The following is a 17,203-nucleotide window of genomic DNA, read 5'->3' as shown; positions in this document are numbered from 1 at the left end:
CTCAGCCGTCCAGTCGGCGGACCATGTTCATGATGGTCTCGACCTGCGCGCCGCCCTTGATCGGGAAGTTGGTCGCGCCGAGGTAACCCCACCAGTCCCAACAGCCGTTCGGGTTGCTGAGGGAGGCACCTGCCTGCGGGTACAGGACGATCAGGTTGTTGGTGTCGGCGTACTGGTTGAGGTTGGCCCGGTCGACGAAGGCGGTGCCCACCGCGCCGACGCCCTGCGCGCAGCCGTGCAGGGCAACGAGGAGATGGCACGACTGGCCTGCCGCGCACGCCGACGGGACGTAGGCGAAGCCGTTGGCGTCCATGCTCAACCCGTTGGCCCAGCCGTTGACCGCGAAGGTGTTCTGGCTGAATCGGATGAGCGAGCCGCCGAGCCCTGCGGTGTTCGGCGCGTTCACCCCGCCGAGCAGCTTGCGCAGCAGCGTGTTCTGTGGGTCCGCACCGCAGTCGCTGAGGTACGGCGGTGCGGTCGACGCGCACCCGAGCGTGCCGTACGGCGTGACCCAGGAGTGACCGGCGGCGGAGCCGCTGTCGTACTGCACGCTGGCCCCGAAGTGCTGGTAGTACCGGACCAGGTCGTCGGTGACGGACTTCTTGACAGTGGTGTCGTTACCGCCGTGGAACACGTAGACCGGATCGCCGGAGAGGTTGCCGACCGGGTCGACCCAGCCGTACGACGCCCAGGTCCGGGTGTACGCCTGCAGCGCGGACACGTTCGTCGAATACCGGTTGTCGCCGCAGCCGCTGAGCGCCTGGGCGACGGTGTTCTGGGAGCAGTAGTAGGGCCCGGCGGCGAAGACGGCCGCTCCCCTGATCCGGGACGAGTAGGCGACGTGCAGTTGGGTGGCCATGTAGCCACCGGAGGAGACGCCGGCAACATAGACGTCGGAGACGTTGTAGGTGTTCAGCGGCCCGGAGACCGGGGGCACGGTGGTGGGGTCGGCGGCCCGGGCGGGTGCCGCCGCGGTCAGGATCAGCAGGAGCGTGGCCGCGAGGGTGGTGGCGGCTTTCAGCGGTGTGGGCATGGGCGGTCTCCTCGGCAGCGCCGACTGGGGCGTCGGCGTGCGCCGAAGCTACCGTGACATAGACCACACCAGATATGACGGCGATCGACACGTCCGCCACCGCTGGAATGTCGCCGGCACCCACTCCCGGCGCTCAGGACCGCTGAAGGTGGCGAGCGCGGCGAGCCTCGCGTCCCGGACGCCTGGTCACGGTGCCACCCGATCCGGCGGCGCGTTCGGACCGGCTGTCGTTTCCGTCCAAGACAGCGCCGCGACAGCGATCTAACGTGGCCCCGGCAGCCCGCTTCCGAGCCTGAGGAGACAACACAATGCGCGACCTGGTCTACACCGGTTTCATGTCGCTCGACGGCGTCGTCGACTCGCCCGGCGGCGGTCCGGGTGAGGAGCACCGCAGCGGCGGTTGGGTGTTCAAGGACCTCGAGTTCGTCCCGGAGGCCTGGTCGCTGAAGGGCGAGGAGCTCGCCGACACGACGGCGTTGATGTTCGGCCGCCGCAGCTACGAGGCGTTCGCGCGGGTCTGGCCCGGTTCGGAGGACCACGCCGACTACAAGGAGCTGCCCAAGTACGTGGTGTCGAGCACGCTGTCCGACGACGCGCTCGTCGACGGGTGGGGGCCGACCACGATCCTGCGATCGACCGGGGACATCGCCGCGCTCAAGCAGGGCGGGGGCGGAGCGATCTTCATCCACGGCAGCGCGGAGCTGGCTCGGCGGCTGTCCGATGAGGGGCTGATCGACCGGTACAACCTGCTCGTCTTCCCCGTGCTGCTCGGTGCCGGCAAGGGCCTGTTCGGCCGGGCCGACCGCGACAAGCACATGCTGACGCTGCGGGAGTCGGAGAGCTACCCGAACGGGATCCTCAAGGTGATCTACGACGTCAAGCGCTGATCGAGGTCGAGGGCGATAGCGCCGCCCGTGCCCTCGCGTAGCTGCCGAACGGTACGTCCGAGGTAGCGGCGCAGTGCCCGGGCCAGGTGCGGCTCGTCGAAGTAGTCGAGCTTGGCGACCACGTCGGCGGCCGGGTCTCCGCCAGCCAGCAGCTCCGCCGACGCGCGGGCCCGCTCGATCTGCCGGACCGCGCCGCGCGTCAGCCCGGTCGCGGCGCGGAACCGGCGTTCGACGGTACGCGCCGAGACGACCGGACCGTGGCCCCGCAGCAGCTCGGCGACGAGCGGGTCACGGACCACGGTCCCGGCCCGGACGAGGCTGTCGACCAAGGCTTCGGCGTCGTCGGGGCCGGGCGTCTCCCAGCGCGAGCCGTCCAGCCGGAACGTCCGGCGCGTGGTGTCGGGGAGCTCGATGCCGCCGTCGACCAGCGTCGACGTGGGCACGGCCCGCAACGAGGTGCCCACGGCGAACTCGATGCCGGTGAAGGTCGCGCCGTGCGGCACCGGCGCCGTGCCGGTGCGGGTCTCGGGACCGGTGATGCTCGCGTACGCCCGGCCAGCCTGCTCCCAGAACACCAGGCCCCAGCGCACCCCCGCCACGGACGTCATCGCGGTGACCTGCTCGCTCGTGCAGGTCCACACGGTGTCGACCCATGGCGAGTCGGACCCGCGCGTCTCGAAGCGCAGTCCCACTGGCGAAGGATACGCGGGATGGCCCTAATCGGAGCCGAGCGCGGCGGCGACGGCCGCCACGCCGTCCTCGATCTCGGTGGGCGTACGGGCCGCGTAGCCGAGCACGAGGCCGGGCCGGTACGGCCGCTGGCAGTGCCAGGACAGCGGTTGCACCTTCACCCCGCGGGCCAGCGTCGCCGCCGCCAGCTCGGTGTCGACGACGCTGTCGTCCAGCGTGATCATCAGGTGCAGCCCGGCGGCGGCGCCGTGCACGGTCGCCGACGGCAGCGCGCGGGCCAGCGCGGCGATCATGGCGTCCCGCCGGCGGATGTGTCGCCGGCGCAGCAGCCGCAGGTGCCGCTCGAAGGCACCGGAGGTCATCAACTCGGCCAGCACCAGTTGCGGTAGCACGGCGTTGCCGAGGTCGGCGTTGCGCTTGGCGGCCACCACGGCGTCGCGCAGCCGCGCCGGTACGAGCAGCCAGCCGACCCGCAGGGCGGGGGCGAGTAGTTTGGACACGCTGCCGGCGTAGCAGACCTGCTCGGGCAGCAGGCCCCGCAGGGCCGGCACCGGAGGACGGTCGTAGCGGTGTTCGGCGTCGTAGTCGTCCTCGATGATCATTCCGCCGGCCCGCGCCCAGGCGACGAGGTGGCGGCGGCGGTCACCGTCGAGCACCACGCCGGTCGGGAACTGGTGCGCGGGGGTGAGCATCACCGCGGGTACGCCGCTGGCGGTCAACTCGTCGACCCGCAGCCCGGCGTCGTCGACGCTGATCGGCGGGGTGTCCATCCGCCAGTTGTTCAGGTGCTGGCGAACCCCGAGCGAACCCGGGTCCTCGACGCCGATCCTGGTGACGCCGGCGGTGGGGAGTGCCTGGGCGAGCAGTCCGAGCGCCTGGGAGACGCCGGCCACGATGATCACCTCGGCGGGGTCGACGCCGATGCCGCGGTTGCGGGCCAGCCAGGCGGCGACGGCCTGTCGCAGCACGGGCGTTCCACAGGGGTCTCCGTAGCCGAGGTCGGCCGCGGCGAGGCGGCGCAGCACGCTCCGTTCGGCACGCAGCCAGTCCGCGCGGGGAAAGGCGGCCAGATCGGGTACGCCGGGCGTCAGGTCGATGGTCGCGTGCGCCGCGCGTAACGCCTCGAAGATGTCGGTGCCCGGTGCCGGCGGAAAGGTCGTGACCGGTGCCGGCGCGGCGGCGGCCGCGGGTGTGGGCGCGACCGGCGCGGCGACGACGACCGTGCCGGCCCGGCCCCGGCCGGCGATGTGCCCCTCCTCGGTCAGGCGCTGGTACGCCTCGGTGACCACGCCCCGGGAGACACCGAGGTCGGCGGCGAGCACCCGGGTCGGAGGCAGTCGGTCACCGATCGGCACCCGCCCCTCGGCGATGGCCTGCCGCAGCCGGTCGGTCAGCCAGTCGGCGCGCCCGCCCGGCGTCGCGTCGGTGATGGTCAGGTGCAGGAAGTCGGAACCGGCCGATATGGACCTCTCGAATGCACTCGCTTTGGCTCTGCCCATCGGACCATTGTGGCAGCAGAGTGGGGAGGAGCCAGACCTGCCGACTCCGCCGGAGGACGACCGTGACGATCCCGTTCCTGATCACCACGTTGATCGTGGTGGTCACCCCCGGCACCGGGGTGATCTTCACGCTCTCCGCCGGCCTGTCGCGGGGTGCGCGGGCCGGGGTGCTGGCCGCGTTCGCCTGCACGCTGGGAACGTTGCCGCATCTGCTGGCCGCGATGACCGGGCTGGCCGCGCTGATGCAGACCAGCGCCGTGGCGTTCGAGACCGTCCGCTACCTCGGCGTCGGCTATCTGCTCTACCTGGCTTGGTCAATGGCGCGTGACCGCGACGCCTTCGCGGTGACCACCGACGCCCCACCCCGCTCGGCGATCCGGGTGATCGTCTCCGGGGTGCTGGTCAACCTGCTCAACCCGAAGCCGACGATGTTCTTCGTCGCGTTCCTGCCGCAGTTCGTGGACACCACGGCACCCGGCTCGACGCGGGCGATGCTCGGCTGCGGCGCGGTGTTCATGCTGCTCACCATGGTGGTGTTCAGCGGCTACGGCGTCTTCGCGGCCCGGGTACGCGACCGGGTGCTGACCCGCCCCCGGGTCACCGACTGGCTGCGCCGGTCCGCCGCCGGCACCTTCGTCGCGCTCGGCGTGACCCTCGCCCTCTCCGAACGTTAGGAGCACAGTGCAGTTCGAACATTCTCCTCGGCTTCGCGACGCGTACCCCGATCTGGTCGCCGGCGTGGTGCAGGTCGCCGGGATCACCCCCAGCGCCGACGTGACGGCACGCGCGGCCACTCATCTCGCCGAGGCGCGGCGGCGGTTGGCCGATGGGGCCGAGAGCGGGTTCCCGGAGATCCAGGCGTGGCGGCGGGCGTACGCGGCGATGGGGCTGCGGCCCACCCAGTACCGGTGCGCCTCCGAGGCGCTGCTGCGTCGGCTGCGCCTCGACGGCGAACTGCCCCGGGTGCACCCGCTCGTCGACCTCTGCAACGCCGTCTCGGCCGCGTACGCCATCCCGGTCGCGGCGCTCGACCTGGAACGGGTCGACGGCGACCTGGTGGTCCGGCCGGCGCACGGGAACGAGGCGTACCTGAGTTTCGCGGGCGACACCGAGCATCCCGAGCCGGGCGAGGTGACCTTCGTCGACTCCGCCGGGCGGGCCCACGCCCGACGGTGGACGAACCGGCAGAGCGGCTGGTCGGCCGTGCGGGCGGGCACCTCGTCGGTGCTGATCGTCGCCGAGGCGCTGCACCCGGGTGGCGAGCCGGCCGTGACCCGGCTGGTCGCCGACCTCGTCACAGAGCTGACCGAGGTGTGGTCCGCACCGACGGCCGCCGCGGTGCTCACCGCCGCCGCGCCGCGTTTCCGCACCGCGGCGGCGGATGACGACCGGGGTCAGGCGGTGTCGCCCGGCAGCAGGTGACGGTAGCCGGGGATCGTCTCGGCGAACCAACCCGCGACACTGGCCAGACCGCGGTCGTTGAGCTGCGCGTCGTGGATCGGGTACGCCGCCGCCGCGCCCACGGCCGCGGCGAAGCGGATCGCCTCGTCGAGGCGCAGCCAGGACCCCTGGGCCGGGACGAGCAGGGTGCGCACCGGCTCGTCCGGCACGTGCAGCGCGTCGCCGGGGTGGTAGAGCCCGTCGCCGATCAGGTACCCGAGGTTGGGGCAGTCCGGCTGACCCCCGTAAATGGCGGCGTGCCGGCCACCGTGGGCGCTGACCTCGATGCCGGCCGCGGTGAAGCGTTGCCCGGCACGGACCCGGGTCACCGGTAGCGGCGCGACATCCGGCAGCTGAGCACCCTCCGGGGCGTACACGGGGACGCCCCGGAGGGCCAGGCGCGCCACGTCCACGTGGTCGGTGTGTTCGTGGGTGACCAGCACCGCGTCCGCGCCGACCAGAGCGTGCGGCTCACTCCACGTCCCCGGGTCGACGACAAGCACCCCGCCGTCGTGCTCGACGCGTACGCACGAGTGGGTGAACCGGGTGATCCGCACCAGCCGACCGTACGACAGGTCGGGCTGATTGGCACCGGCCGGCCGTCAACGCATCCGTGCGGCCGACACCCGGACGATGTACGCGAACTGCACACCGAACGCCACCACCGCGACCAGCACCCCGACCAGGACCGTCCAGTAGCCCCCGGCACCGACGGTAGTCGTCACCAGTGCGATGCCGAGCCCGCTCAGCACGGCGTTGACCGCTCCCACGAGTGCGGCCGTGGTCAGCAGGAACTCCCACCGCCCGGGACGCGTGCCGACCAGGTTCCAGGCCGTGCTCATGGCATCGTCGGCCCCCACCGCGTCGGCGAAGAAGGCGTGCTCGCCCGCGAGCTGATGGTGGTAGTAGGCCCGGATGCGCTGGATCCGCAGCAGGTCCAACGAGTTCTCCACGGTGGTCTCCACCAGGCGCAGGAACGTCAGCACCCCGATGATGACCAGCGTCGGCAGCACCGCGGCCAGGTACGGCCGGACCAGCCTGTCGTTGCTGGCGACGAAGCCGAGGCCGATCAGCGCCGCCGACAGGACGGACAGGAAGATGGTGGCGCGACCGGTGGCCTCGGCGATGGTGCCCGCGCGGGACGTCTGCAACGCGTAGTGCTCGGTGGTCAGGACGGTGAGAAGCGCCTGCTCGCGTTCACTCTCGTCCATCCCGCCACCCTCTGTTGTCGCACGACTCCGTTACCGTCACCCTATGAGCGGTGGATCGGGGCCGAGCGGCGAAATGCTCGGGTGGGCTGGTCGGGGCGGGCGGCAACGACGCGCCTTCGTCGTCGGTGGGGCACTCTTCGCGATCGCCGTCGTCATGCTGCTGGCCGCCTGGCGCAGCACCGGCTTCCTCAGCGACCTGCTGCTCAACCTCGGCGCCAGCGTGGTCCTCGCGGCCATCTCGTACGTCATCTTCGACCCGTTGTTCGAGGAGGCCCGCAGGGCGCGGGTGCAGGAGCACCTCAGCTTCGACCAGCAGGCGTTCGTGACCCGGCTGCACCGCTGCGGGCGTCGGGTGCGCATCCTCGACACCTGGACGATCCTGCTGGAGCAACGGCACCGGGAGGACACGCTGAGCGCGGTGCGAGCGGCGCTCGCCAACGGCGCCCAGGTGCAGTTGCTCCTGCTCGACCCCGACTGCACCGCCGCCCAGCAGCGCTCCGAGGAGTTGGAACGGCAACGGGTGGACGTGCCCCGGCAGATCCGCACCAACCTGCGCCACCTGGCCGCGTTCGCCGACGCGCTCGACTCGCGGCTACGCCACCGCCTTCAGGTCCGGCTCTACGACGCGTCCCCGTCGATCCAGCTCTACCAGTGGGACGGGCGGGCGCTGATCTCGTTCTTCCCGATCGGCAAGTTGTCGTTCAACGTGCCGCAGCTCGAGGTGGACATGGACAGCCCGTGGGGCGGGTTCGTGCACGCCCGGTTCGAGGAGCTGTGGGAGCACGAGCAGGCCACCCTCGACCTGGAGCGGTACTGGTCGGTCACGGTCACGCTGCGCCACGACGAGTCGGACGTGGTCGAGGTACGCGTGCCGTTCGTGACGGTGGACGGCCAGCACTACGTCGACTGCCGGGGGTTCCGAGTGACCGGGCCGCTGACGGTGCGAGCCGTGCTGCCGCCCCGAGCGCCTGGGGCGGCACCCGGCGTGTTCGCCCTGGCCGAGCCCGCCGACGGGGACCGCACCCCGATCGCCGCCGTGAAACGGCACTTCGACCAGAAGTACGGGCACGACGACGGCGAGCGGGACATCCGCCGGTTGGTGCCACCGCCGGGCGACGCCCGTACCCCGGCGCCCCGTCCCGCGACGGCCGGCGACACGCACGCACGGTGACCCCCGACCGACCCGTGGGGTTCGGCACCGGAAACAATGGTGTTCCACCCCTGATCGTCAGGAGGACCGTCGGCGTGTCGCATCGCACCGCACCGCCGTCCGGGGCGGCGCAGCTGCGCGCTGACTGCGGACGCTGCTTCGGGCTGTGCTGCGTGGTGCCCGCCTTCGCCGCGTCGGCGGACTTCGCCATCGACAAGCCGGCCGGCTCACCCTGCCCCAACCTGCGCCCCGACCACCGCTGCGGCATCCACACCGAGCTGCGGCAGCGTGGCTTTCCCGGCTGCACGGTGTTCGACTGCTTCGGCGCCGGGCAGCAGGTCGCCCAGGTGACCTTCTCCGGACGGGACTGGCGGGACGCGCCAGAGACGTTGCCGGCGATGGCGGAGGCGTTCGCGGTGCTGCGTCCGCTGCACGAACTGCTCTGGTACCTCACCGAGGCGGTGGCGCTACGCCCGCCGGCCGACCTGCGCGCCGAACTGGAACGCGCCCGCGCCGAGACGCTGACGCTGACCGAGGGTGACCCGGCGCAGCTTCGCGCGGTGGACGTCGCCGGCCACCGGACGCGGGTCAACCCGCTGCTGTCCCGGGCCGGCGACGTGGCCCGCGCCCCCGGCGGCGCCGACCGGCGGGGCGCGCACCTGCTCGGGGTGGACCTGCGCCGCGTCGACCTGCGCCGGGCCAACCTGCGCGGGGCGCTGCTCATCGGCGCCGACCTGCGCGGAGTGGACCTCAGCCTGGCCGACATCACCGGCGCGGACCTGCGCGGCGCCGACCTGCGGGGCGCGGACCTGCGGCGCACGCTCTTCCTGCACCAGACCCAACTGGACGCCGCCCGGGGCGACACCCACACGGGGCTGCCGCCGACGCTCACCCGGCCGGCGCACTGGACGGCCCTGCCGCTCACCCCGGTCCGTCAGCCCGCCCGGTCCCCCGCACCCGCCCGCCGGGGCCGGCGTCGCTGAGCGCGAGGTTCGGCAGGAGCCGGCGCGGCCGAGCGCGAGGTTCGGCAGGAGCCGGCGCGGCTGAGCGCGAGGTTTCGGCCGGGACGACGCCGGGTAGCCAGCGCCGACGCGAACCGGCATCGACGGGGGGCACGGCGTGGGCTACCGAAAGCGCGACGGTGAGCTGCCGGGCGACCCGCAGCACAGTGAGGACGAAGCCGGCCAGGTGCCACTGGTGCAGGTCGAGGCGGACACCGAGGTCCCCGCACCGGCGGACACCGACGCCCGGCCGGACATCGTGACCGAGCCCGACAACTCGGGCGTCGCCGGTGGTTCATCCGGCAGCAGCGGCGGCGGTTCCAGCATGCCGGGGCACCCCGACGCGACTCGCTGACCCGGGATCAGCGGCTGGTCAGCGCACCTCGGGCCCCGGTCATACCCTTGTTGGCCAGCCCGTCGGCCCGCTCGTTCTCCGGGTGGCCGTTGTGCCCCTTGACCCACAGCCAGGTGACCTCGTGCCGTTCGCAGGCCGCCTCCAGCCGCTGCCACAGGTCGGCGTTCTTCACCGGCTGCTTCGCGGCGGTCCGCCAACCGTTGCGCTTCCACGACGCCAGCCAACTGGTGATGCCGTTGCGCACGTACGTGCTGTCGGTGTGCAGCTCCACGGTGACCGGCCGGTTCAGGCTCTCCAACGCCTGAATGGCCGCCATCAGCTCCATCCGGTTGTTGGTGGTGGGCGTGGCCTCACCGCCACACAGCTCCCGCTCGTGATCGCCGTAGCGCAGCAGGGCACCCCAACCACCCGGACCGGGGTTGCCACTGCACGCCCCGTCGGTCCAGATCTGCACGCCCCTGCCGGCCGCCGCGTCCACCATGCCCGGCAACCTACCGGGAGCGGACGTCGTCCTCCCCGCTCGGGGGGCCGGCGCGCCGAGTCGTCGGCGTCGAACCCACCACCGCGGGTGGGATGGCCGGCGCCGGCCGGGTGGGGCGCAGCCGGTCGCGGACGCGTTCCGCGGCGTCGCCGGCGGTCGCGGCGATCATCGGCAACAGCCGGGTCGAATTCATGATCGCGACCTCCTCGGCCGGGGTGGTGCCGCCGTCGAGGAAGCGCAGCACCCGCTCGGCCGGGTTGCGGTCGAAGAGCCGATCGAAGAACTCAGGACCGCCCACCCCGCCCCGGTCGAGCGCGCGCAGCGCCACCGCGTCCATCCAGCGGTGCCGGCGCGGGTACGCCGGCGCGGGCACCGGCGCGCGGCCCGCCGCGAGGGCGCGGGCCACCTGGTCGGCCTGGCGGTACATGGCGGAGAAGGTGAAGCCGGTGGAGGGGCGGGTCGCGCCACCGGCCGTGCCGAGCCGGACCACGCGGGGGGTGGGCCGGGCCGGGAACGGCGCATCGGTCATCGGGATCACCCCGTTCTCCACCTCGCGCACCCGCAGCCCGGTCGGGTCCAGTCCGAGCAGATCCCGGTAGCCGGCCAGCGCCGCGTCGTACCCGGCGTCGGTGAGCAGGTCCGGGGAGAACTCGGTGTACTCGACCAGGGCGTAGCGGTCGCTCACCGGCAGCACGTACCCGAAGGAGACGCCCCGGGGCGGCTGCGGGGTACGGAAGTCCATCAGCACCGCACGGGTCGGATCGAACACCGGCCGGTCAGCCTCCAGCCACCATCCCCGGAAGTGCTGCAACCAGGTGGTCCGCCCCGCTCGCGCCGGCGGGCGGGGGCGCGAGTCGAGCACCCAGCCGGCCCGGACGCAGCGCCCGTCGCCGGTGCCCACCAGCACCCGGTCGCCGTCGTCACGCACCGTCTCGGCGGGCGCGACGATCCGGATGGCGTCGAGGCGACGCTCGGCATCGGCAGCCCGGTCGTAGACCGGGGCGGAGCGGAGCATGGCGTACCGCAGCGGGGTGAGGTCCAGGACGCGGCGTCGCGCCGCCGTCGCCACCTCGACCTGCGACCAGCTCGCGCTGAGCAGCGGGTCCAGGGCGCTGTCGGGGTGACCCCAGAACGCCCAGGTGCGGTCCTGACCGCGTCGGCGCACCGGGTCGACGATGGCGACCCGCAGGTCCCGGACGCCGTGGCGGTCCAGTGCGGCGAGCAGCAACGACGCGGCGCCGCCGCCACCGAGCAGCGCAAGGTCGACGTCGAGCGGCGCGGAGTCGGTCACCCGCACCACGCTGCCACACCGACGCGCGCCACCACCCGACGGGCCGCCCCGGTGCTCAGCCCACCGGCGCGGGCGACTCGACCGGGGGCGGGTCGGCATAGGCACGCGCGACCGCGGCGCGGTTGAAGACCCGCCAGGTGGCGGCCGAGACGCCGATCGCCACCACCAACCCGACCCAGTACGGCGCGGTGATGCCGAATCGGGCGGCCAGCAGCCCACCCAGCAGCGCGCCCACGCAGTTGCCGCCCGCCACGGCGAACACCGGTCCCAGGCCAGCTCCCCCGTTCCGTGTCACGGCGAGCGAACCTACCAGCGTCTCCCCGGGCGGCACGGGGATTTTCCCGCCGGCAGAAGCCCGCCCGCGGCCAGGTTGACAGGCAACCCGTTGGTTGCCTAACTTCACAGGCAACCGAGTGGTTGCCTGTCAAGGGGAGGGTCGATGGACGACGCGTTCCGGGCGCTGGCCGACCCCAGCAGGCGTCGACTGCTGGACCGGCTCAACGAGCGCAACGGCCAGACCCTGCGGCAGCTGTGCGACGGGCTGGCCGGCTCCCGGCAGGCCGTCAGCAAGCACCTGTCGGTGCTGGAGGCGGCCGATCTCGTCACGACCGTGCGGCGCGGCCGGGAGAAGTTGCACTACCTCAACGCCGCCCCGATCAACGCCATCGCCGACCGGTGGCTGAGCCGCTACGACCGCGAGCGCGCCGCCACGCTGGCCGACCTGACCACCGCATTGGAGCGACAAGCCATGGAGAGCCCGACCTTCGTCTACACCACCTATGTGACCACCACCGCGCGGCGACTGTGGTCCGCGCTCACCGAACCGGCGTTCACCCGTCGCTACTGGGGTGGAGTCGCGCTGGTCTCGGACTGGCAGGTCGGGTCACCCGTGCTGTGGCAGGACGCACCGGACGTCGAGCCGCGTGACCTCGGCCAACGGGTGCTCGTCGCCGAGCCGTACCGTCGCCTCTCCTACGGCTGGCACGGCTTCCAACCCGAGCACGCCGAGCACTTCGGCTGGTCCGACGACGAGCTGGCCGCGCGACTCGGTGAGCGCCGCTCGAAGGTGACCTTCGAGATCGAGCCGCACAGCGGGTCGACCGTCCGGCTGACCGTCATCCACGACGACTTCTCCCCCGACAGCGAGATGCACCGGGCGATCAGCGGCCAACTCGACGGCAGCGGGGGCTGGCCGGAGCTGTTGGCCAGCCTCAAGACCCTGTTGGAGACCGGCGAGCCGATGCCCGACCCGAGCCCGGCCGGCTGACCCGAGGGCGCACGGCCAGGCGGCGCATTTCCGCCGTCTGTGGCAATACCTCGCCATCGGCCCAGCGACGACAGCCCGACCGGATGGCATCGATCGGAGCACCGGTGCCGGTCGGGCCGTCCGGGCCTTTCGGCAGCTCTCCCCGCCTTCGGGTGGACACGTGACGGCAACGAGGATTTCTCATTTTCACCTGATCGAGGACCCAACCCACCTAGTGTTGGGCACACCGGTGCTAGTCACGGAGTTGGCCACCCGAACGACGTCCCACGCAGTCAGCGGACGAAAAGTGAGGGAAGACGCGTATGAAGGTCTCAACAGCACTCTGCTCGGCGGCGCTCGGCGTGGGCCTCGGCACGCTCCTGCTGCCAGGCGCCGCACTGGCCGACACCACGGTGTCACCGGCCACCACCCCGGTCGGTGGGACCGTCGTGCTCACCGCGACGACCTGCAACCCGAAGTCGGGTGACGCCCTCTTCCGGGTCACCGGCCCCAACCGCGACCAGAACGTCCGATCCACCACGGCCGCCGCCGGCGGCGGGCTGAGCGCCGAACTCTTCACCGCCGGATTCACCCTGGGCACGTACACGGTGGCGGCGACCTGCGGCGACGGCAGCTCGGCCGGCACCGCCACCTTCGCCGTCACCCCGATCGGTGGCGCGCCGGCCGGCTCCGGCGGCGACAACCGTGACACCGGCGCTCTCGCCGCCGGCGGCACGCTGCTCGGCACCGCCCTCGCCGGCGCGGTGATCCTGATCCGCCGGCGTCGTCCGGTGTCCACTGTCGCCTGATCGGCGGCCGTTCCATCCCTGAGACGGGTGCCCGCGCCGGTGACACCGGCGCGGGCACCCCGACGATCCGGTACGGAGGTACACACGTGCGGTGGCGGCGGACCCTACCGGCAGTGGTGGCCCTGCTCGGCGTGACCGGGCTCGGGCTGATCACCGTCGGCCTCACCGCCGACCCGGCACGGCCACCACGACCGTCGGCCGACGCGCCGACCCGCACCAACCCCGCACCGGACCTGGCTCCGCTGCCACCCGCCGCGCCGGTCCGGGTCCAGATCCCCGCCATCGACGTACGCGCCGACATCGTCCCCGTCGGCGCCGACGCCGCCGGTGTGCTGGAGGTGCCGCCGCTGGACCGACCCACCCTCGCCGGCTGGTACCGGCACGGGGTCACCCCCGGCGAGACCGGCAACGCCGTCCTGGTCGGACACGTCGACGCGCCGTCCGGCCCGGCGGTCTTCTTCGACCTCGGTCGGCTCCGCGCCGGGCAACAGGTGCAGGTCACCCGCGCCGACGCACGGGTCGCCACGTTCACGGTGGACGACGTGCGGGCGTACCCGAAGGAGCACTTCCCCACCGCCCTGGTCTACGGCCCGGCGGACGCCGCCGGGCTGCGCCTGATCACCTGCGGCGGCCGGTTCGACGCGGCGACCGGCAACTACGTCGACAACGTCGTCGTCTTCGCCACCCGCACCGCCTGAGCCAGGCCACCCGCTCCGCCGCTCCGGCTGGCTGTGAGGTCGGTGGTCCGCCCGAGCTGACCCAGGGCTAACCTCGCGCGGGTGATGTGGCAGCGGTACGTGGCGATCGGCGACAGCACCACCGAAGGGCTCGACGACCCGGACGGCGTCGGCGGCTACCGGGGCTGGGCCGACCGGTTCGCCCTGGCGGTGGCCCGCGCCCAGGGCGGCCTGGAATACGCGAACCTGGCCATCCGGGGCCGGACCACCGCGCTGATCCGCGCCGAGCAGCTCCAGCCCGCCCTCGACCTGGCCCCCGACCTGGCCACCGTGGTCGCCGGCATGAACGACGTGCTGCGCCCCTCCTTCGACGCGGACCAGGTCGCCGGGGATGTCGCGGCGATGCAGCAGGCACTGGTCGACCAGGGGGCCACAGTGCTGACCTTCACGATGCCGGATCCGGCGCCCGTGATGCCGTTGGCCCGGCCGCTGCGTGGTCGCATGCTGGCGCTCAACGAGGCACTGCGGGCAGCCACCGCACGGACCGGCGCCACCCTCCTCGACCTGGGGGCCCACCCGGTCTCCTCCGATCCCCGGCTGTGGAGCGACGACCGGCTGCACGCCAACAGCGCCGGGCACGAGCGCATCGCCACCGCACTGGCGTACACGGCGGGTCTGCCCGGGTTCGACGACTCCTGGACGCTGCCGTTGCCGCCGGCGCCTCGGCGGCGCCGGGGCGAGGTGTTCGGCGCCGAGCTGGCCTGGACCCGCCGGCACCTGCTGCCCTGGCTGGCCCGGCACCTGCGGGGCCGCTCGTCGGGCGACGACCGGGTGGCCAAGCGGCCGGTGCCGCTGCCGGTGCCGCTGGACTAGGCCCTGGCGAACAGTCGTCGGTCGAGCCGGACGGCGGTTGGCCAGGGCTCTGACGCAGGCCCGGGAGCGGGTGCGGCAGGATGGCCACGTGGGTAAGGGTGCAGGACGTCGGCGGGCGAACGCGACAACGGGACGGGTGTGCCCGTGCGGTTCCGGCCGGGCGTACCCGGACTGCTGCGCGCCGGCGCACGGCGGCGACGCCCCGGCGACGGCCGAGGCGTTGATGCGCTCCCGGTTCAGCGCCTTCGCCCTCGGAGACTCGGGTTACCTGCTGCGCAGCTGGCACTCCTCGACCCGGCCCGCCTCCCTGGAGCTCGACCCGGGGCAGCGGTGGACCCGACTGGAGATCGTGCAGACCGAGCGGGGCGGCCTGCTCGACACCGCCGGCACGGTGACCTTCCACGCCCACTACCGGGACGGTGGCCGGCCCGGCACGTTGACCGAACACAGCCGGTTCGTCCGTGAGGACGGCCGGTGGGTCTACCTTGACGGTGACCAACCCTGACGGGTGCGCGTCCGGACCGCCACCGCCCCGTTGCTCGAGACGGAGGAGACCACCGATGACCATGACATTCATCAACCTGCCGGTGCGCGACCTGACGACCGCGACCGAGTTCTACCGGGCGATCGGCTTCACCAGCGACCAGGCCGAGCCGGACGGCGACAGCACCGTGCTCACCATCTCCGACACCACCCGGCTGGTGCTGCACCTCCGCTCGGGCTTCGAGGCGTACACCGGGGTCGCGACGACGGACACGGAGACCAGCCGGGAGGTCATCGTCGGGCTGTCGGCGGCGAGCCGGGGGCAGGTCGACGAGCTGGTCGACCGGGCGGCCGTCGCCGGCGGTGAGTCGCTCGGGCCGGGGATGGCCAACGGTCCGATGTACATGCGTGGCTTCCGGGACCTCGACGGCCACCAGTGGTCGTTCCTGCACATGGCCGGCTGACCGTGCGGCCCGGCGGCGGCCCGCGGAGGCCGCCGCCGGGCCCGGTCAGTCCGGCGCAGCCACGGCCACGACGGTGGACACTGTCGACCGGTGCCGGCGGCGGGTCAGCAGCACCAGCGCCACCACGAGGTACGCCCCGGCGGTCAGCGCGAACGCCACCGCATTGCCGGCCGCCGAGGCGAGCAGGCCGTAAGCGGCGTACGTCACGATGATCAGCACATCTGTGGCCATCCCGGCCAGGGAGGTGACGGTGGCGCGGCTGCTGCCGGTGATCCGGGCCTGGAGCCGCGCGTCGGCCAGCACGGTGGCCAACTGAGCGGCGCCGAAGGCCACCGCGAGCAGCACGAACCCCGCCGGGTGCCGCACCATGGCACCTGCGGCCAGCGCGACGCCGACCAGCCCCAACAGCGCGGCGTACCCTCGGCCGCCCAGCCGCTCCCCCGCCGGGGCGAGCAACCCGCCGACTGTCACTGCGGCCCAGAGCAGCAGGAGCAGCAGGGGTACGGCCTGCGGGCCGACGCCGGTGTCCAGGGCGAGCAGCGGGGTGTACTCGTCCAGGGCACCCCAGTCGGCGGCGACCACGGCCACCAACAGCACGGCGGACCGTACCGGCGGACGGGTGCGGACCTGCGACACTCCGGTCCGCAGCGTGTCCCACCACCCGAGGTCGCCCTCGTCGTCCGGGCTCGTGGACTCGTGCTGCGGGGGTGGCGCGGCACCCACCGGGCGGGTGGCCGTCGTCGGCTCGGCGACCGGAACGCCGACGGCGGCGGGCCGGCGGTGTTCCGGGAAGCGGGTGGCGACGATCGTGGCGAGTAGGCAGGCGAGCACGCTGGCCGCGCCGACCACCGGGTAACCGCCGACGGCGAGCACCGGGCCGGCGAGCACTCCGGAGACGACCACCCCCAGCACACCGGCCGTCCGCGCCCGCCCGAGCACCCGGGCGTACCGGTCGACAGCGCCGAGCCGGTCCAACTCGGTCCAGACCAACGCCTCCAGCGCACCGGAGACCAGTGCGCCACCAGCGCCCCAGAGCAGGAAGCCGACAGCGAAGGCCGGGTACGACGGCAGCAGCACCCAGAGCGCGAAACCGGCGGCGGCCACGAGCGGGGCGAGGCACAGCAGCAGTCGGCGGGACAGCACGTCCGCCCAGGCGCCGGAGGGCACCTCGAACAGGATTCCGGCGGCGGACCAGATGACGAAGAGCGACGCGATCTGCCCCACCGACAGCCCGGTGTCGGCGAAGAACACCACGTACAGGGGGTAGAGCAGGACCAGGTCACTGAGGAACGCGTACCCGTAGAGGGTCGCCGTCAGTCGACGGACCGCCGGCTCGGGCACGCGCGAGGCGATGAGGGTCATGGGGCCTTCCCGTGGGAGTGGAGACGGACACCGGACATGCGGTGCCCGTGGCGGCCCACGAGATCGGTTGACGCTGCTGGATCAATGTCGCCAGGTCATGCCCGCGATGCTAGACAACCGGCGCGGCCTCGGCCAGCGGTTTCGGCGCGCCGAGCAGCGCCAACCGGGCTGGGCTGCCAACCCCACGCGTCATCGACGGCGCGGCGGGTGCGCCCCTCCGAGTCCGGCATCAGATGACCGTACGTCGACAG

The 17,203-nt window shown here is 73.0% G+C and carries 21 protein-coding genes; 12 read left to right on the top strand and 9 right to left on the bottom strand.

From position 1 onward, the window contains the following. Nucleotide 1 precedes the first annotated feature (1 nt). Entirely contained in the window at nucleotides 2-1,033 is a 1,032-nt protein-coding gene (locus AB0877_RS21785) for a PHB depolymerase family esterase (RefSeq protein ID WP_366611022.1), read from the bottom strand. A gap of 308 nt (nucleotides 1,034-1,341) precedes the next feature. On the opposite strand from AB0877_RS21785, the gene AB0877_RS21780 reads away from it, so the two are divergent. After that, nucleotides 1,342-1,920, top strand: a complete 579-nt coding sequence (locus AB0877_RS21780) for a dihydrofolate reductase family protein (RefSeq protein WP_366611021.1) — start codon at nucleotides 1,342-1,344, stop codon at nucleotides 1,918-1,920. Here the strand turns inward: AB0877_RS21780 and AB0877_RS21775 are convergent. Together AB0877_RS21775 and AB0877_RS21770 are read right to left on the bottom strand one after the other, a co-directional pair. Then, nucleotides 1,902-2,612, bottom strand: a complete 711-nt coding sequence (locus tag AB0877_RS21775; RefSeq protein WP_366611020.1) for a helix-turn-helix domain-containing protein — start codon at nucleotides 2,610-2,612, stop codon at nucleotides 1,902-1,904. The genes AB0877_RS21780 and AB0877_RS21775 overlap by 19 nt on opposite strands. A gap of 24 nt (nucleotides 2,613-2,636) precedes the next feature. After that, complete coding sequence (locus AB0877_RS21770) at nucleotides 2,637-4,109, bottom strand: PLP-dependent aminotransferase family protein (protein WP_366611019.1); 1,473 nt, start codon at nucleotides 4,107-4,109, stop codon at nucleotides 2,637-2,639. Between the two features lie 62 nt (nucleotides 4,110-4,171). On the opposite strand from AB0877_RS21770, the gene AB0877_RS21765 reads away from it, so the two are divergent. Then, nucleotides 4,172-4,783, top strand: a complete 612-nt coding sequence (locus tag AB0877_RS21765) for a LysE family translocator (RefSeq protein WP_366611017.1) — start codon at nucleotides 4,172-4,174, stop codon at nucleotides 4,781-4,783. 7 nt (nucleotides 4,784-4,790) lie between these two features. After that, on the top strand, nucleotides 4,791-5,531 hold the full coding sequence (locus AB0877_RS21760) for a phenylalanine--tRNA ligase beta subunit-related protein (protein WP_366611015.1): 741 nt from the start codon (nucleotides 4,791-4,793) through the stop codon (nucleotides 5,529-5,531). On the opposite strand, the gene AB0877_RS21755 is transcribed toward AB0877_RS21760, so the two are convergent. Together AB0877_RS21755 and AB0877_RS21750 are read right to left on the bottom strand one after the other, a co-directional pair. Beyond that, the gene (locus tag AB0877_RS21755; protein WP_366611013.1) at nucleotides 5,504-6,106 is read right to left on the bottom strand and encodes an MBL fold metallo-hydrolase; all 603 of its coding nucleotides are present in this window, start codon (nucleotides 6,104-6,106) and stop codon (nucleotides 5,504-5,506) included. The two genes, AB0877_RS21760 and AB0877_RS21755, sit on opposite strands and share 28 nt — an antisense overlap. 45 nt (nucleotides 6,107-6,151) lie before the next feature. Continuing rightward, nucleotides 6,152-6,760, bottom strand: a complete 609-nt coding sequence (locus AB0877_RS21750) for a hypothetical protein (protein ID WP_366611011.1) — start codon at nucleotides 6,758-6,760, stop codon at nucleotides 6,152-6,154. Nucleotides 6,761-6,803: 43 nt separating this feature from the next. Here AB0877_RS21750 and AB0877_RS21745 point away from each other — a divergent pair, with 43 nt between their 5' ends. The 3 genes from AB0877_RS21745 to AB0877_RS21735 all read left to right on the top strand — a co-directional run bounded on the left by AB0877_RS21745 (nucleotide 6,804) and on the right by AB0877_RS21735 (nucleotide 9,266). After that, nucleotides 6,804-7,931, top strand: a complete 1,128-nt coding sequence (locus AB0877_RS21745; protein ID WP_366611009.1) for a DUF5919 domain-containing protein — start codon at nucleotides 6,804-6,806, stop codon at nucleotides 7,929-7,931. A 74-nt stretch (nucleotides 7,932-8,005) separates the two neighbouring features. Beyond that, complete coding sequence (locus tag AB0877_RS21740; RefSeq protein ID WP_366611008.1) at nucleotides 8,006-8,893, top strand: pentapeptide repeat-containing protein; 888 nt, start codon at nucleotides 8,006-8,008, stop codon at nucleotides 8,891-8,893. Nucleotides 8,894-9,029: 136 nt separating this feature from the next. Further along, nucleotides 9,030-9,266: a preprotein translocase YidC gene (locus AB0877_RS21735; RefSeq protein ID WP_366611006.1), complete on the top strand. Its 237-nt coding sequence runs from the start codon at nucleotides 9,030-9,032 to the stop codon at nucleotides 9,264-9,266. Nucleotides 9,267-9,273: 7 nt separating this feature from the next. Here AB0877_RS21735 and rnhA read toward each other — a convergent pair whose 3' ends face one another. The 3 genes from rnhA to AB0877_RS21720 are packed head-to-tail and all read right to left on the bottom strand — an operon-like array spanning nucleotide 9,274 to nucleotide 11,333. Then, nucleotides 9,274-9,747: a ribonuclease HI gene (rnhA, locus tag AB0877_RS21730; RefSeq protein WP_366611004.1), complete on the bottom strand. Its 474-nt coding sequence runs from the start codon at nucleotides 9,745-9,747 to the stop codon at nucleotides 9,274-9,276. A 10-nt stretch (nucleotides 9,748-9,757) separates the two neighbouring features. Then, nucleotides 9,758-11,038 (bottom strand): lycopene cyclase family protein, encoded by a 1,281-nt coding sequence (locus AB0877_RS21725; protein ID WP_366611003.1) that lies wholly within the window; start codon nucleotides 11,036-11,038, stop codon nucleotides 9,758-9,760. 55 nt (nucleotides 11,039-11,093) lie between these two features. Then, nucleotides 11,094-11,333: a hypothetical protein gene (locus AB0877_RS21720; protein WP_366611002.1), complete on the bottom strand. Its 240-nt coding sequence runs from the start codon at nucleotides 11,331-11,333 to the stop codon at nucleotides 11,094-11,096. 144 nt (nucleotides 11,334-11,477) lie between these two features. Between AB0877_RS21720 and AB0877_RS21715 the strand changes: the two genes are divergently transcribed. The 6 genes from AB0877_RS21715 (at nucleotide 11,478) to AB0877_RS21690 (ending at nucleotide 15,590) form a co-directional block, all read left to right on the top strand. Continuing rightward, nucleotides 11,478-12,305 (top strand): metalloregulator ArsR/SmtB family transcription factor, encoded by an 828-nt coding sequence (locus AB0877_RS21715; RefSeq protein WP_366611001.1) that lies wholly within the window; start codon nucleotides 11,478-11,480, stop codon nucleotides 12,303-12,305. A gap of 302 nt (nucleotides 12,306-12,607) precedes the next feature. After that, nucleotides 12,608-13,093 carry a hypothetical protein gene (locus AB0877_RS21710; RefSeq protein WP_091406610.1) on the top strand — a complete coding sequence of 162 codons (486 nt, stop codon included), beginning with the start codon at nucleotides 12,608-12,610 and terminating at the stop codon, nucleotides 13,091-13,093. Nucleotides 13,094-13,179: 86 nt separating this feature from the next. Beyond that, a complete protein-coding gene (locus AB0877_RS21705) occupies nucleotides 13,180-13,791 on the top strand; it encodes a class F sortase (RefSeq protein ID WP_366610999.1) in 612 nt (203 codons plus the stop codon). Nucleotides 13,792-13,875: 84 nt separating this feature from the next. Next, nucleotides 13,876-14,643: an SGNH/GDSL hydrolase family protein gene (locus tag AB0877_RS21700; RefSeq protein ID WP_366611312.1), complete on the top strand. Its 768-nt coding sequence runs from the start codon at nucleotides 13,876-13,878 to the stop codon at nucleotides 14,641-14,643. A gap of 88 nt (nucleotides 14,644-14,731) precedes the next feature. Further along, the gene (locus AB0877_RS21695) at nucleotides 14,732-15,148 is read left to right on the top strand and encodes a YchJ family metal-binding protein (RefSeq protein ID WP_366610997.1); all 417 of its coding nucleotides are present in this window, start codon (nucleotides 14,732-14,734) and stop codon (nucleotides 15,146-15,148) included. Nucleotides 15,149-15,203: 55 nt separating this feature from the next. Beyond that, a complete protein-coding gene (locus tag AB0877_RS21690) occupies nucleotides 15,204-15,590 on the top strand; it encodes a VOC family protein (RefSeq protein WP_366610996.1) in 387 nt (128 codons plus the stop codon). A 45-nt stretch (nucleotides 15,591-15,635) separates the two neighbouring features. Here AB0877_RS21690 and AB0877_RS21685 read toward each other — a convergent pair whose 3' ends face one another. Further along, nucleotides 15,636-16,952, bottom strand: a complete 1,317-nt coding sequence (locus AB0877_RS21685; protein ID WP_366610994.1) for an MFS transporter — start codon at nucleotides 16,950-16,952, stop codon at nucleotides 15,636-15,638. Between the last annotated feature and the right edge of the window lie 251 nt (nucleotides 16,953-17,203).

Origin of the sequence: Micromonospora sp. NPDC047644, assembly GCF_040704315.1 — a bacterium.
Classification (GTDB): domain Bacteria; phylum Actinomycetota; class Actinomycetes; order Mycobacteriales; family Micromonosporaceae; genus Micromonospora.
The sequence above is the reverse complement of the archived record's forward strand: the minus strand, read 5'-3'. Positions and strand labels throughout refer to the sequence as shown.